This is a genomic window from Prevotella communis, assembly GCF_022024175.1.
Lineage (GTDB): Bacteria > Bacteroidota > Bacteroidia > Bacteroidales > Bacteroidaceae > Prevotella > Prevotella communis.
Genome location: NZ_CP091794.1, coordinates 1,425,105 through 1,437,855 on the forward strand (window position 1 = coordinate 1,425,105; position 12,751 = coordinate 1,437,855).

Annotated in this window: 9 protein-coding genes and 1 pseudogene; 4 read left to right on the top strand and 6 right to left on the bottom strand. The window is 48.2% G+C overall.

Going from position 1 to position 12,751, the window contains the following annotated elements; all coding sequences use genetic code 11:
- Positions 1–2: 2 nt before the first annotated feature.
- From L6466_RS05750 to mnmE, 4 genes are all read left to right on the top strand, one after another.
- Positions 3–773 (top strand): tRNA 2-thiocytidine biosynthesis TtcA family protein, encoded by a 771-nt coding sequence (locus tag L6466_RS05750; RefSeq protein WP_237793043.1) that lies wholly within the window; start codon positions 3–5, stop codon positions 771–773.
- Between the two features lie 73 nt (positions 774–846).
- Positions 847–1,896 carry a hypothetical protein gene (locus tag L6466_RS05755; protein WP_237793042.1) on the top strand — a complete coding sequence of 350 codons (1,050 nt, stop codon included), beginning with the start codon at positions 847–849 and terminating at the stop codon, positions 1,894–1,896.
- A 17-nt stretch (positions 1,897–1,913) separates the two neighbouring features.
- The gene (locus tag L6466_RS05760) at positions 1,914–2,795 is read left to right on the top strand and encodes a nucleoside phosphorylase (RefSeq protein WP_237793041.1); all 882 of its coding nucleotides are present in this window, start codon (positions 1,914–1,916) and stop codon (positions 2,793–2,795) included.
- Between the two features lie 20 nt (positions 2,796–2,815).
- On the top strand, positions 2,816–4,186 hold the full coding sequence (gene mnmE / locus L6466_RS05765; RefSeq protein ID WP_237793040.1) for a tRNA uridine-5-carboxymethylaminomethyl(34) synthesis GTPase MnmE: 1,371 nt from the start codon (positions 2,816–2,818) through the stop codon (positions 4,184–4,186).
- A 193-nt stretch (positions 4,187–4,379) separates the two neighbouring features.
- Here mnmE and L6466_RS05770 read toward each other — a convergent pair whose 3' ends face one another.
- The 6 genes and pseudogenes from L6466_RS05770 to L6466_RS05795 all read right to left on the bottom strand — a co-directional run bounded on the left by L6466_RS05770 (position 4,380) and on the right by L6466_RS05795 (position 12,538).
- Positions 4,380–6,833 (bottom strand): alpha-L-arabinofuranosidase C-terminal domain-containing protein, encoded by a 2,454-nt coding sequence (locus L6466_RS05770; RefSeq protein WP_237793039.1) that lies wholly within the window; start codon positions 6,831–6,833, stop codon positions 4,380–4,382.
- Between the two features lie 259 nt (positions 6,834–7,092).
- Positions 7,093–8,481, bottom strand: coding sequence for a DUF1593 domain-containing protein (locus tag L6466_RS05775; protein ID WP_237793038.1), 1,389 nt, complete (start codon positions 8,479–8,481; stop codon positions 7,093–7,095).
- Complete coding sequence (locus L6466_RS05780) at positions 8,481–10,160, bottom strand: GH35 family beta-galactosidase (protein WP_237803499.1); 1,680 nt, start codon at positions 10,158–10,160, stop codon at positions 8,481–8,483. Before L6466_RS05780 ends, L6466_RS05775 begins: the two co-directional genes overlap by 1 nt.
- Positions 10,161–10,205: 45 nt before the next feature.
- Positions 10,206–11,084 carry a hypothetical protein gene (locus tag L6466_RS05785; protein ID WP_237793036.1) on the bottom strand — a complete coding sequence of 293 codons (879 nt, stop codon included), beginning with the start codon at positions 11,082–11,084 and terminating at the stop codon, positions 10,206–10,208.
- 14 nt (positions 11,085–11,098) lie between these two features.
- Positions 11,099–12,115, bottom strand: coding sequence for a virulence RhuM family protein (locus tag L6466_RS05790; RefSeq protein ID WP_091819017.1), 1,017 nt, complete (start codon positions 12,113–12,115; stop codon positions 11,099–11,101).
- Positions 12,116–12,297: 182 nt separating this feature from the next.
- A pseudogene (locus L6466_RS05795) lies at positions 12,298–12,538 on the bottom strand (helix-turn-helix transcriptional regulator).
- Positions 12,539–12,751 lie beyond the last annotated feature (213 nt).

The following is a 12,751-nucleotide window of genomic DNA, read 5'->3' on the forward strand; positions in this document are numbered from 1 at the left end:
AGATGCGCACAGAGGTTGACCTGCTAGAAAAACGCATTCGCGAACGCTTCGTTAAGGCTTTTGTCACTTACCATCTTCTTGAGGATGGTGATCATGTCCTTGTGGGGTTGTCGGGCGGAAAAGATTCGCTATGTCTGCTTGAGATGTTGGGCAAACGGGCTAAGATAGACCAGCCCAGATTCCGTGTTGAGGCTATCCATGTACGTATGGAGAATATCTCGTACGAAACCTCGACGGATTATCTGGAGCAGTTCTGCAAGGAGTTGGATGTGCCATTGCATATCGTCACAACCAGCTTCTCTGCCACGCCTGCTAATCATACCTCTCCGTTCTCAACTCCCAATTCTCAACTCAAGCAAAAGCCGCCATGTTTCCTCTGTTCGTGGAACCGCCGTAAGCAGCTTTTTAATCTGGCGCAGGAGCTGGGGGGCAACAAGATTGCCTTGGGACATCATCAGGATGACTTGTTGCATACCTGCTTGATGAACCAGTTCTATCAGGGACGTTTTGATACGATGCCTGCTTTGCTCAAGATGCGAAAGATGCCCCTGAGCATCATCCGTCCGCTCTGTATGGTTGAGGAGAATGATATCCGTCGCTATGCGGAGTTGAGGGGCTATGAGAAGCAGGTAAAACTCTGTCCCTACGAGACGGTGTCGCATCGTGATGATATGCGACAGCTCTTCGAACAGATTCAGCAGATGAATCCTGAGGCCCGTCATAGTCTGTGGAATGCAATCGTGCGCGCAGGTAAACTGGTGGACATATCTTAAATTCAGTTAATAATTTTGGTGTTTGTCAATTATTATTTGTATCTTTGCTTTTTAAAGTGAAACAAAGACGCAAATGAAAAGATACGTAATGCTTCTTATGGGACTCTTCCTGCTGACTACAGCTACTCAGGCAGGTCGTCCACGTAAGGTCGTCAAGAAGAAAACTGCCAAGAAGGAAGTGAAGGTTGAAGACCCTCGCATCCAGCAGATGCTTGCAGCTACACAGAAGGTGATGTTTATCGACAGTATGGTGGTTGACAAGCGTCATTTCATCAGTCGTATCCCCCTTTCGGCGGATGCAGGACTGTTGGAACAGACGGACTCCCTGGGACAGTTTACCAATGAACTGAAGGATCATCGTCTGACGGCTTATTTCGACAAGAAGGATTCGTGCATACATATTGCACAGAGCGACTATATAGCTAATCAATGGACAGCACCTGTAAGGGTCGGGGGTATTTCTGACTCGTCAGCCAATTACCCGTTCCTGATGCCGGATGGCGTGACGTTCTATTTTGCCCAGAAGGGTGAGCAGAGTATTGGCGGGTATGATATCTTTGTCACACGCTATGACCCGGAGACTGGCTCTTTTCTCAAGGCCGAGAATATTGGCATGCCGTTCTCTTCTACGGCAAATGACTACCTCTATGCCATCGACGAGGTGAATAATCTGGGTTATTTTGTGACGGATCGCCGTCAGCCTGCGGGGAAGGTGTGTATTTACGTCTTCATCCCTAACGAGACGCGAAAGAGTTATCAGTCGGAGGCTTATTCTGATGCCCAGATGCGTGCCTTGGCAGATATCAGTCGTATTGCTGATACATGGACGGATAAGGCTACCCGTCAGCAGGCTTTGGCTCGTCTGAATGAGGTGAAGGCAAAGACAACGCAGTTGCAGGCAAAGAAGGGTGGTTCTTCTGAACTGGACAACTTGCGTCATCAGGCAGCTGTACTGGAAAAGGCGCTCCTGCTGGCACGCAACTATTATGCGCGTGCTTCAAAGAACGACCGCCAGACGCTGACTCAGGAGATACTGACCAGCGAGAAGGAACTGGAGGCGCTGCAACTGGAGATACGTCGCGTAGAAAAGGAAGTACATAATAAACAGTATAAAAGTAACTAACAAATCCTTATAAGACTATGACAAACGAAAAGAAAATTTTTGCCCCCTCAGAACTGATTATCAATGAGGACGGCTCTTGTTTCCATCTGCATCTGAAGCCAGAGTTCCTGGCCGATCGTGTAGTGCTTGTGGGCGATCCAGCCCGAGTAAATACTGTTGCTGCTCATTTCGATACGATAGAGCACGAGGTAAGCAGTCGTGAGTTCCATACTATTACCGGTACCTATAAGGGCAAGCGCATCACCGTTCAGAGTCACGGCATAGGTTGTGATAATATTGATATCGTGGTCAACGAGCTTGATACGCTGGCTAATATCGACTATACCACGCGTATGGAGAAGGATGAGCATCGCACGCTCACGATGGTTCGCATCGGTACCTGTGGCGGTTTGCAGCCTTTCACGCCAACGGGCTGTTTCGTGGCCTCTGTGAAGAGCATCGGCTTTGATGGCCTGCTGAACTACTATGCAGGACGTAACGTGGTGTGTGATGTACCGATGGAGAAGGCTTTCTGTGAGCATATGAAGTGGGATCCCATCAAGGGCGCACCTTATGTGGCTGTAGCTGATGCCGACCTGATAGAACAGGTAGCTGGCGACGATATGGTTAAGGGCTACACGGTGGCTTGTGGTGGTTTCTATGGTCCTCAGGGACGTCAGTTGCGTGCTGATATTGCTGACCCACAGCAGAATGAGAAGATTGAGGCGTTCGAATATGAAGGTATGAAGATTTGCAACTTTGAGATGGAATCTTCTGCCCTTGCTGGTTTGGCTGCTTTGCTTGGCCATCGTGCCATGACTTGCTGTATGGTGATTGCCAACCGTTACGCCAAGGAGATGAATACCGAGTATAAGAACTCTATTGATACGCTGATTCAGAAAGTACTCGACCGCATTTAATCTTTAATGTTTGATATTTAATGTCTGTCGATACAATATGTGCGTTGGCCACCGCCCCGGGTGGCGCATTAGGAATCATAAGAATCTCAGGTGCTCAGTCGCTTGAGATTCTTTCTCGTATATTCACTAAAGACTTGACAACGGCCCAGCCAAATACCGTCCACTACGGACACATCGTCGACAAAACCTCCAACCTCCAATCTCCAACCTCCAACCTTGTTGATGAGGTCTTGGTGAGCGTGTTTAGGGCTCCTCACTCATATACTGGCGAGGAGAGTGCGGAGATCTCCTGTCATGGCTCGCGCTACATATTAAATAGGGTGTTGGATTTGCTGATTCAGCATGGATGTCGTATGGCTCTTCCCGGCGAATTTACGCAGCGTGCCTATCTTAACGGTAAGATGGATCTGACGCAGGCTGAGGCTGTGGCTGATTTGATTGCGTCTACCAATCAGGCTACCCACCAGGTGGCACTGAGTCAGCTTAGGGGGCATTTTTCTTCTAAGCTTTCGCAATTGCGCGAACAGCTGCTCAAACTCACGTCGTTGCTGGAGTTGGAGCTTGACTTCTCTGACCACGAGGACCTGGAATTTGCTGACCGTAGCGAGCTTTTGGCGCTTAGCAAAGAAATTGACACGCATATCACCAAGTTGGCGCGTTCTTTCGAAATGGGCCAGGCACTAAAGCAGGGTATCCCTGTGGCTATTGTAGGCAAGACGAACGTTGGAAAATCTACTCTGCTGAATGCACTCTTGAAAGATGATCGAGCCATCGTTTCGGATATCCACGGTACCACTCGCGATACGATTGAAGATACCATCGATATTCAGGGCGTAACCTTCCGTTTTATCGATACGGCAGGTATCCGTCAAACACAAGATACGGTAGAACAGATAGGTATCAGTCGTACGTATGCTGCCATCGATAAGGCGCGTATCGTTCTTTGGATTATCGACGAAGAACCTTCAGATGAAGAGGTTAATGAATTATTGAAACGTACTGAAAATAAAAAACTTATCGTAGTTCGTAATAAGTCAGATAAGATAAATGACAATAGTTACAATTTGTTAAATTCACCATTAGTGGCTATTAGCGCCAAGTATGGCACGGGCATTGAGGATTTGGAGAAGGCCATCTATGAAGCAGCTGATATTCCAGCCCTTACCGACAACGATATCATCGTCACCAATGCCCGTCATTATGATGCGCTGACCCGTTCTCGTGACTGCATCCAGCGTGTCATCGATGGTCTTCAGATGCAACTCAGCGGTGACCTCCTTAGCGAGGATCTTCGTCAGGCGCTCGATACCCTCTCAGAGATAACCGGTGGTCAGATAACTCCCAATGAAGTCTTAGGAAATATCTTTAAAAACTTTTGCGTGGGCAAGTGACCCCTTATAAACAACTCTGAGCAACTTGGAGTAATTTGAACTAAGTCCCTCTAAATGAGGGACTTTTTGTATTTTAACACTTCAAGTTGTATATTTGTTTGTACCAGTTTTTCAAGCTATTTTGGCACAGTATTTCTACCGCGAGTGTAAATTGATCTATTTCAACTGACGTTATTTATTTCTCTAACGCTTGTTAGGGCTTGGCTGGAGCTGTAAGCCGAATGATGTTCAGCGAGTATGGAGGTACATCAAACTGAACGCTATTGTTCTCTGGGGAGAGTAACTGCTCCACAGGGTGAATGGTGGTAGGGGCATCGAGCGTGTTCTCTTCCATACCATCGTTGGCTGCCAAGCGTACTACTCGGGCTGATGCCGGTGTGAAATTCTTGAGGTTGACGTTGGCGGTTGTTGCGACATCGCTGGTATTTGCGACCTTTACGATAAGTTCACCTGTGGCATCGTCGATAGTGGCAGACGAGAAGATTCCTTTCGTTTCATCATGCTTCAAGACCGTGTCGAAGACAAGTTCGTTGTCGAGCCATGCCTTGACGCTATCTCCTGCCACCTGAAGGGTTACATCATACCAGCGTCCAGACTCGATATGTCCTCGCTTACTTGCGGTCAGCAGCTTTCCGCCATTGCTGATTTGCTCTATGGCATGCTGTGAGTTTGTCCATCCTCCGAAGTTCACCCAACAGTAGTTCTTGTCGTCCACATAGTTGAAGATGATGATGAATCCTTCTACTCCCTCGTCTTTGCGTGCGCGGAACTTACATGTGTAGTGGTCGCTGTCGATAACATTCTTCTCTATACATAGGGTGGCATCCTTCAGCCCTGTCTGTCGAACGATATTACCTTCTTTGTTCCAGTCGCCCTTGACATAATCGTATTCCTTGACGGTTTCGAAAGAAGCATGTGTGCTCCATGTGCCGAATCCTACACGGCTCTGCTTGGGAGTAAGAGGTTTTCGTGCCACATCCTTGTAGGGATTGTTCTGTACCACCTTCACTACCTGGGTGCCCAGATGCTGAGGCATGAGCTGCTGAACGTAGTAGCTTGGGGTGCCCATTACACGACTGCTATTGAAACGTATCATGTCAGGACGCCAGCGGGCATCGTTCTCATTGACGAAGATTGGCGCATAGGAAGCTAATTCGACTACGTCAGAGTTATTCTCCATTCCCATCATATATACAGCCTCGCCAAGGGCTGCATTCATATTGCCCAGATTGCCGTAGCCGTTTGTTACAGCATATTCGCCCACATATACCTTTGGCCCTTGACGGTCATAGCTGTCGTATTTGTGGAAAGCGGCAGCAAACCAGTCAGGTGAGCGATAGTAATGCTCGTCAAGCAGATCCACAGGCAGCTTGCTGTTCCACTTCGGGTTGTCATCGCCCCATGCGACCACGTTTCCTATGATTTTCATCTCAGGGTACTTTTCACGTATGGCTTTATAGAACTGCTCATAACGCTCATAGTAGTGGTCACTCTGTTGATTGGGATCAGGCTGGTTGTTCTCGTTTCCCACCTCTATATATTCTATTCCGAATGGTTCAGGGTGCCCGTTCTTGGCGCGTAAGGCACCATATTTCGAAGTGACGGGACCATTGGCATACTCCAAGGCATTCATACATTCGTCAATCCACGGCTGTATGTTGTCGTATGGAGTCATACCACCGTGCCATAGTCCTACGTTTACTACATAGAGCGGCTTGGCGTTCAGGTCCTCTGCCAGTTGTAGATATTCGTGATAACCGAGTCCGTCGGTTGTGCGGTATCCCCAGTTCACGTTCCAATGCCCTTCACGTTCTTCTATCGGTCCTATGGTGCGCTCCCATCGGAAGGCGTTATCAGGACTCTCCTGTCCCTCTACAAAGCATCCGCCGGGGAAGCGCATGAATTTAGGATGCATCTGCCACAGCATATTGGCAAGATCGGGACGCATGCCGTTTTCGCGATTCTTGAAGGTTGGAGGGAAAAGGCTTACCATGTCAAGCTGTACCTGTCCCACGCCATCGAAGACCAGCGCAAACCGTGCCTTAGGATCATTGCCATCAGCTGTGAGCGTAGCCTCATACTTCTTCCAGCCCTTTGAATTAGAGGAAGAAAGACTGCTTACCATAGTCTCGGCATATATCTGTGAGCCGTCATGCGAGTAGAGCATAGCCTTCACGTTACCTTGATATTTCAAGGCTTTTGCCCAGAATGTGAGATGATAGCTGCGCCCTTGCACGGCATTAATTCCCCAGAAACCCTCATTCACCAAGCGTATGGGAGATTCCTTTGAGGCCCTGACTGTCAGTTCCAAGGCATTATGCTGCACGCTGTTGAGCAACGGTGTCTTTTTAGAGGGTTGTATGAGTTTTGCCGACAACAGAGAAGGAACGGTAGCATCGGTCGTCCATCCCTGCATATCGGCAGGGGCGCCATAGCGTGGTCCGTCTTCAAACGAGCGGTTGCGTATCAACTCGGCATAGATACCGCCGTCGGCTGCGTGGTTGATATCTTCATAGAAGATTCCATAGAGCATCGGACTAACCTTCGGTCCGCGCTGCTGGGTATCGATGTCGATAGTTACCTGTGCCTGAATTGCCAATGCAAAGAGAGCACAACCGGTTAATAGAATAGATTTCTTGTAAGTCATTTTTTTGTTGTTTTGGGATTATATCGATGTATTTGGTTTAATCTTTTGCTCCATGTCGCCTAGATAACCATTTGCAGGATTTTTCCTTTCTCTTCGAGAACTGCTTTTAAATACAAATGCAAAGATAATATTTTTCTTTGAAAAAATGGACAAAAAATAACATATCCTTTCAGTTGTGTCCAACTTTCTGGGTTCACTTCAAAGTGATATGAGACTACGTTATATCAATTTGTCATTACCTGCACCTATTTCAAATTCGTCATTCTGTCGGTTTGATGATGACTCTGCGATAAGCGGGCAAGGCGTACTTGCTTTGGTCGTGTACCTCGCAGATGATGTGAATCTCATCGTTTGCAAAAGTTGTTGGCATGTCCACTTTAACTGTCGAAGAAGTGGCATTGCTGACAGTTGCCTTTGCCTGACTGATACCATCCTGTTGCCACCATTTGAAGGTGAGTTCATCACCATCGGGGTCGAATGACGCAGAAGCGTCGAGACTGATGGTCTGCCCAGCCTTTGCCATGATGACGATAGCATCAGTTCCGTTCTCACCATTGACGACAGCTACCGGATTGCGGTTACCCTGTCCCTTCTCAGCCCATTCGATGCGGGCGATGAAGTCGTTAAGTTGTGAAGGATAGAACTGTCTGTAATACGTTTCCGAGATGCTCTTCACAGGCTCCTGCCAACTGGTCCACGCACAGGTTGTCGGGTCCTTGGTCATTGTCCAAATATGATAACCGCCCCAACCCACCTGCATCGGTTCTTCAGGATTGTGCAGACCATTGGGAATTACGTTCAGAAACGAAGGTGTATCACCCTCCACACCATATTTATAATCAGGATACTGTCTGCCCAAAGTGGCATGTCCCTGAATCTGCGTTCTGATCAGCTGCCAGTAATCCTGTCCGAGACTGCATTGCAACTGCCATGTGCCTTCATCCCACACAAACAGAAGATCTCTGGCAAACTCCCTGCGCATCCACTGATGAGAGCTGTATGCCAGATTCATGCGCATTGCATACACCATATCCTGATCAGTGATGGTGTATAGACGGAACTTATGCAGAAACGCCTTCAGCTGTTCGGGCGTGCGCGTCTGCTTCACCTTCCAGATCGCCTGAGCCAATGTGTTGGCACCACCCCACGCACAAACCCAGATGGGGCGCTCATCCTTCTCGTCAGCCAGACGGATAATCAGTTCGCTACCCTCGCTGTCGTTGTCGCTGCCAATCACCTTGATGCCAGCCCGTTGACTACCCATCACACTCCGGCTACGAATGTACTCCACACTTGGCCAGTAGCCCATCTCCTGACAACCGTTCTCTTTCTCTAAGCTGAGAAAAGCCATTTGGTCAGATCGTTTCATCAGGTTATGCACATCCGCCCCGTAAGCCTCTACCACCGAATCACGATAGGCAGCGCTCTTCGTGGGATAAGGGTCGCAGTTCCAGCCCGTCGAGGTGATGATACCCTCAATCTCCAGTTGGTCGGCATAGCAAAGCAGATGCACCAGCGACTCCGTATCATCAGGTTCAAGATCCGGTTGTCCGATGTCAGTCAAGATCACCACACGAGGTTTCAGTTGTGCCTGCGCTCCCATTGTCAGAAGGCAGAGTAGCAGGAAAATAAGCAAGTTCTTTCTCATCAGTATCTGTATAATTTGAAGTGTTGAATCTGGAATGCTCCTACGGGTATGCGCACATGACGACCTTGATGCGTCTGGTCGCCATTCAGATGACGGATGATGCGCTGTTTGCCATCAACGATCTCCACCTCCTCGCATTTCGCCAACCCGATGCGCTGCTGAAAGGTAACCACCACCCCACTGCCTATCACCAAATAATCCTCTTTACCCAGTCTTAAGATGATGCAAGCCGTCTCTGGCCATTCCGCATCCTTCGCACCTGGTTCCCAACCCAGCGAATAACTATGTCTGATGGTGAAGCGGAAACCATCAGCAGTGACGATCTCAGCCTCTCGCTGTTCGTTGTCGAGCAGCACAGCATCCATATCTTTCGTGCCCTGTCGCTCAAGAATCAACGGTTCTGCCTGTCGCAACAGCTGGTAGGCAGCCACAAGCGGCGACCGCGATGTGCCTACGGCAGAGAAGGTATTGAGCTGGTCATCTTGCGAGATATCCATCTGCTTCCAGTCGTTGGCATTAGAAACCGTTGTGAGCGGATAGTTCTCGATGCTGAACGGACAGAACCCCATCGCCCCATGATGCCCGAAGGCGTAGAGAGCATACATCGCGTCTTTATCCTCCAGTCGTATCTCTGGCACGAAGAGCGGATTGTTGGGCTGGTGGTATTTTGCCAGCCACGACTTGATGCCCTTGTCGTAGATATCCACCCCCAGCACATCGATAGATGGAGCCCCACAATGCCACAGGTCGATGAGATGAGCCAACGGACCGCCCGACGGATATTGCCCAGGCTTCCGGTCGCGGCTGTTGAGAGCCACATTAACGTACATTGGCAGATTGTAGATTTCACGTCCCGCCTTGGCTATCTGCTCCACATAGGTGGCGTAGGTCCACGTCTGGAAGATCTCCTCCGTATAGATGTCATCCCCAAACAACTGCGCCCAGTTGGCACCCGCTTTAGCCTGCGGCTGCAGTTTCTCTTTCAGATAAGGGTGCAGCGACTCCTGATGCCTCTTCAGATAGTCGGTCAGCTGCTTGGGCACAGCGCTCTGGTACAACCGCGTCGCATTCGCCGAATAGTCGCGCGGCACCTCAATCATACCGATCTCATTCTCCACCTGCACCATGATCACCGTCTGCTCCAGAGCATCATGATCACGTAGATACGCCATCACATGACAGAAGGCGCGCTTGTCGGCCTCCAGCACATTCTTACTCAGCGAAGAAGCCTCCTCAACGGGCACCCCTTCAGACGTATGTGCACGAGGGAAGCGCTTCACGTCTCGCTTAAACCACTCTGGCGCATAGCAACTCATCGAGTTTTTCCAAGCCCCAAACCACAACAGCACCACTTTCAGTTCGTTATGCCTTGCTTCGCTCAGAATCACGTCGAGCGTCCCCATGTCGAACTCACCTTCTTGGGGCTCAATCAACTCCCACGACACGGGAACGAGCACAGTGTTGAGTCCCATCTTGTGGAGATGCGAAAACGTACGCTTCACGTCCTCTGGCGTCGAGGCTGACGAGTTACCCAACTCACCACCAATCATCAGCATAGGCCTATCGTTGACAACAATCCTAGCCGTACTATTATCACGATGCTCCAGGCGAGGCTGCCGTTGTGCCTGTGCTCCCATTGCCAGGATACAGAGCAGCAGGGAAATAAGCAAATTCTTCATATCATCTAAAAGTCTGCTGATTATTTTATGCCACAAAAATAACAATTATTTTTTTTCAAAGGCAAACATCATGTCAAGTAATTCCGTCTTACGGACTTCTTTACCCCAGTTCTTCCCCTTGAATTCATCGCTTTCGTTTATCTCACAGAGGCCAATAAAACGGAACAGGCGGTTGAATACTCTATATTCATACCCATGACCAGCATTTAGCATTGGGAAAGCTCTGCTATACTCATCAGCATAGAATCTTGTGTCGCGCCAATCCACGCCATAGTGATGCAGAAGCCATAAAGAATACAGTCGTCCTAAATTACCCACTTCGTTGTCTTCATACAAATCAAGCCAGCCAGTGTTGTAATTCCTAAAAAGGAACTGGATCATCGTCCGCATCAACTCATTATGGTCAGCAAGTAATTGCTTACCCTTGGCCGTTAGTGACAACTTCCCAATACGAGTCTTGATGAGTCCGCACTCCTTCAACACGACCCTGAGTACCTGCACTTCTTCTGTCTTAGGTTCACTCTTCTGTTTATACCAGTCAGTGCTCCAACTATGACTTCCTAATTCGTAGAGCTCGGCAACCGTCTTTGGAGGTATATACCCATGTGCCGTGAGTTTCAATTCCTTTTCGCTCAACTCATTCATCAGGTGCAGCGCCTGTCTCATGACGGGAATCCGCTCCATCTGTTCATCGGTTAATCGACGCAGTTGTACTGGACACCCCACTTCTAACGGTCTGTTAAGCATCTGGTGCATCTGCTCTGATGAGAATCCATTGAAATCCGGCTTTGGAGCAGCATTCTGTGCATGCATGATTTCACCCAGATGGCGGTTTATGTCATCCAGGTTCACGTGCTTACCGTTTCCCTCCATCTGATCGATCCATTCCTGCAACCGACAGGTAATTTCGTTCTTATCTATCATATGCCAAATTTATTTTAACACTTAACAGGATCATCTCCATCCGAATCTTCATTAAGATTTTTCAACCGCTTCACGGCCTTATCGAAATCACTCTCCAACATACGCATCTCGCGCTCACGATATATCTCAAACTCACGTTCTGCCTTCTCAATGGCTTCTTGATGCGACACGGTGCCATTCCCCTCTAAGATATTTTTTCTTAATCGCAATATCTGGTCATCAAGGGCAGCAATCCAGTCGGCCATCGTCATAGGATTCTGTTCCAATGCCTGAAACTCGGCATAGTCGAGGAACTGAGAGGTAAGTAGGTTCAATCGCTGCAACTCCAATTCCGACAGGTAGTTTTTGGCTATTTTTACATCATCTCGCGTCACATAGTTGCCCTTGAAGTTGGTCATGCCAACAAAAGGTTTCTCATTATCCACACGCTCATAAATCAGCTCTGCTGCCGTATGCTCATGTACGGCATAGTGCATCTTATTCTGAACCGTAGCAAAAAACTGCTTCGTCATTTTTGCACGAGGGTCGTAGTCAGTCGATGTGGCATAGATGTCCGTCACCTGCTGATAGAAGTTGCGTTCGCTGCTGCGAATGTCGCGGATGCGCTGCAAAAGCTCTTTGAAGTATCGGTTGCCCCCTTGCTTCAGTCGCTCATCGTCCATCGTGAACCCCTTCTGGATATATTCATGCAACCGCTGTGTAGCCCAGCGGCGGAAGCGTACGGCAATGGGCGACTGAACACGATAGCCCAAAGCTATGATTACATCAAGATTGTAATGGTCGATGTTTCGACGCACATGCCTTTTACCCTCTTGGCGAACTAATAAGAATTTCTTATAAGTTCCCTCTTTGTCGAGTTCTTTATCTGTATAGATGTTGGTGATATGCATGGAAACATTCTCCTGAGTAGTCTGGTAAATCGTAGCAAGCTGCTCCTGTGTCAGCCACACATCCTCATCAGCAAAACGAGTATTCACACTCACCCTGCCTTCATCATCCTTGTACAGTATCAGTTTGTTCTCTTTGTCCATATTTCGTATAACGCATTTATTCCGTTCTGTATCACATCATCCGTCTCTCCTTCTTTGCCCTTGCCATACTGTAAGCACACTCAAGGGTAAGGCTACGCAGCCTAGAGTATGGTTTCATCTACGAACCTACTCCGAGCCATCTTCGAAGGCATCAGCTTGCATCGACCTGTGTTCGTTCTATGTTACATGCGCGGAAGTTCATTGACGTTAACTTCGAAACATTTGGCTACCTCCATCAGATTTTCCAAGTTGGGCTGTGCGCTGTTGGTACACCATTTGGAAACCGTGGCTTGGGCAACACCTATCTGCTCTGCTAACCACTTATTGGTGCGCTGGTACCCTCCACGAGACACTCGGTAGTCTAGCGGTTCCTCCCTTCTCTGCAAGCACTACTTTTAGTCGGTTTAAGTCTTTACCTTCCATGTGACACATTATTATATTATAGGATACAAAGATAACGTTTTTTTAGCAGAAAAAAACAAGTTTTGCTAAAAATATGAGCAGACAGGCAAGAATAATTGTGTTTTAACAAATTTTGAAAGTAAAAAACAGGAAAAAACTCACCAAATTGACTTATGAAAAGTCATTTTCACCCCCAAAGAGACAAAACATGTGTTATGGTAGATATGTAAGATT

What these genes read in the sequence shown, in the direction of transcription:
- L6466_RS05750 (WP_237793043.1), top strand. Translation starts at nt 3, where the DNA reads ATGCGCACAGAGGTTGACCTGCTAGAAAAACGCATTCGCGAACGCTTC.
- L6466_RS05755 (WP_237793042.1), top strand. Translation starts at nt 847, where the DNA reads ATGAAAAGATACGTAATGCTTCTTATGGGACTCTTCCTGCTGACTACA.
- L6466_RS05760 (WP_237793041.1), top strand. Translation starts at nt 1,914, where the DNA reads ATGACAAACGAAAAGAAAATTTTTGCCCCCTCAGAACTGATTATCAAT.
- mnmE (WP_237793040.1), top strand. Translation starts at nt 2,816, where the DNA reads ATGTCTGTCGATACAATATGTGCGTTGGCCACCGCCCCGGGTGGCGCA.
- L6466_RS05770 (WP_237793039.1), bottom strand. Translation starts at nt 6,833, where the DNA reads ATGACTTACAAGAAATCTATTCTATTAACCGGTTGTGCTCTCTTTGCA.
- L6466_RS05775 (WP_237793038.1), bottom strand. Translation starts at nt 8,481, where the DNA reads ATGAGAAAGAACTTGCTTATTTTCCTGCTACTCTGCCTTCTGACAATG.
- L6466_RS05780 (WP_237803499.1), bottom strand. Translation starts at nt 10,160, where the DNA reads ATGAAGAATTTGCTTATTTCCCTGCTGCTCTGTATCCTGGCAATGGGA.
- L6466_RS05785 (WP_237793036.1), bottom strand. Translation starts at nt 11,084, where the DNA reads ATGATAGATAAGAACGAAATTACCTGTCGGTTGCAGGAATGGATCGAT.
- L6466_RS05790 (WP_091819017.1), bottom strand. Translation starts at nt 12,115, where the DNA reads ATGGACAAAGAGAACAAACTGATACTGTACAAGGATGATGAAGGCAGG.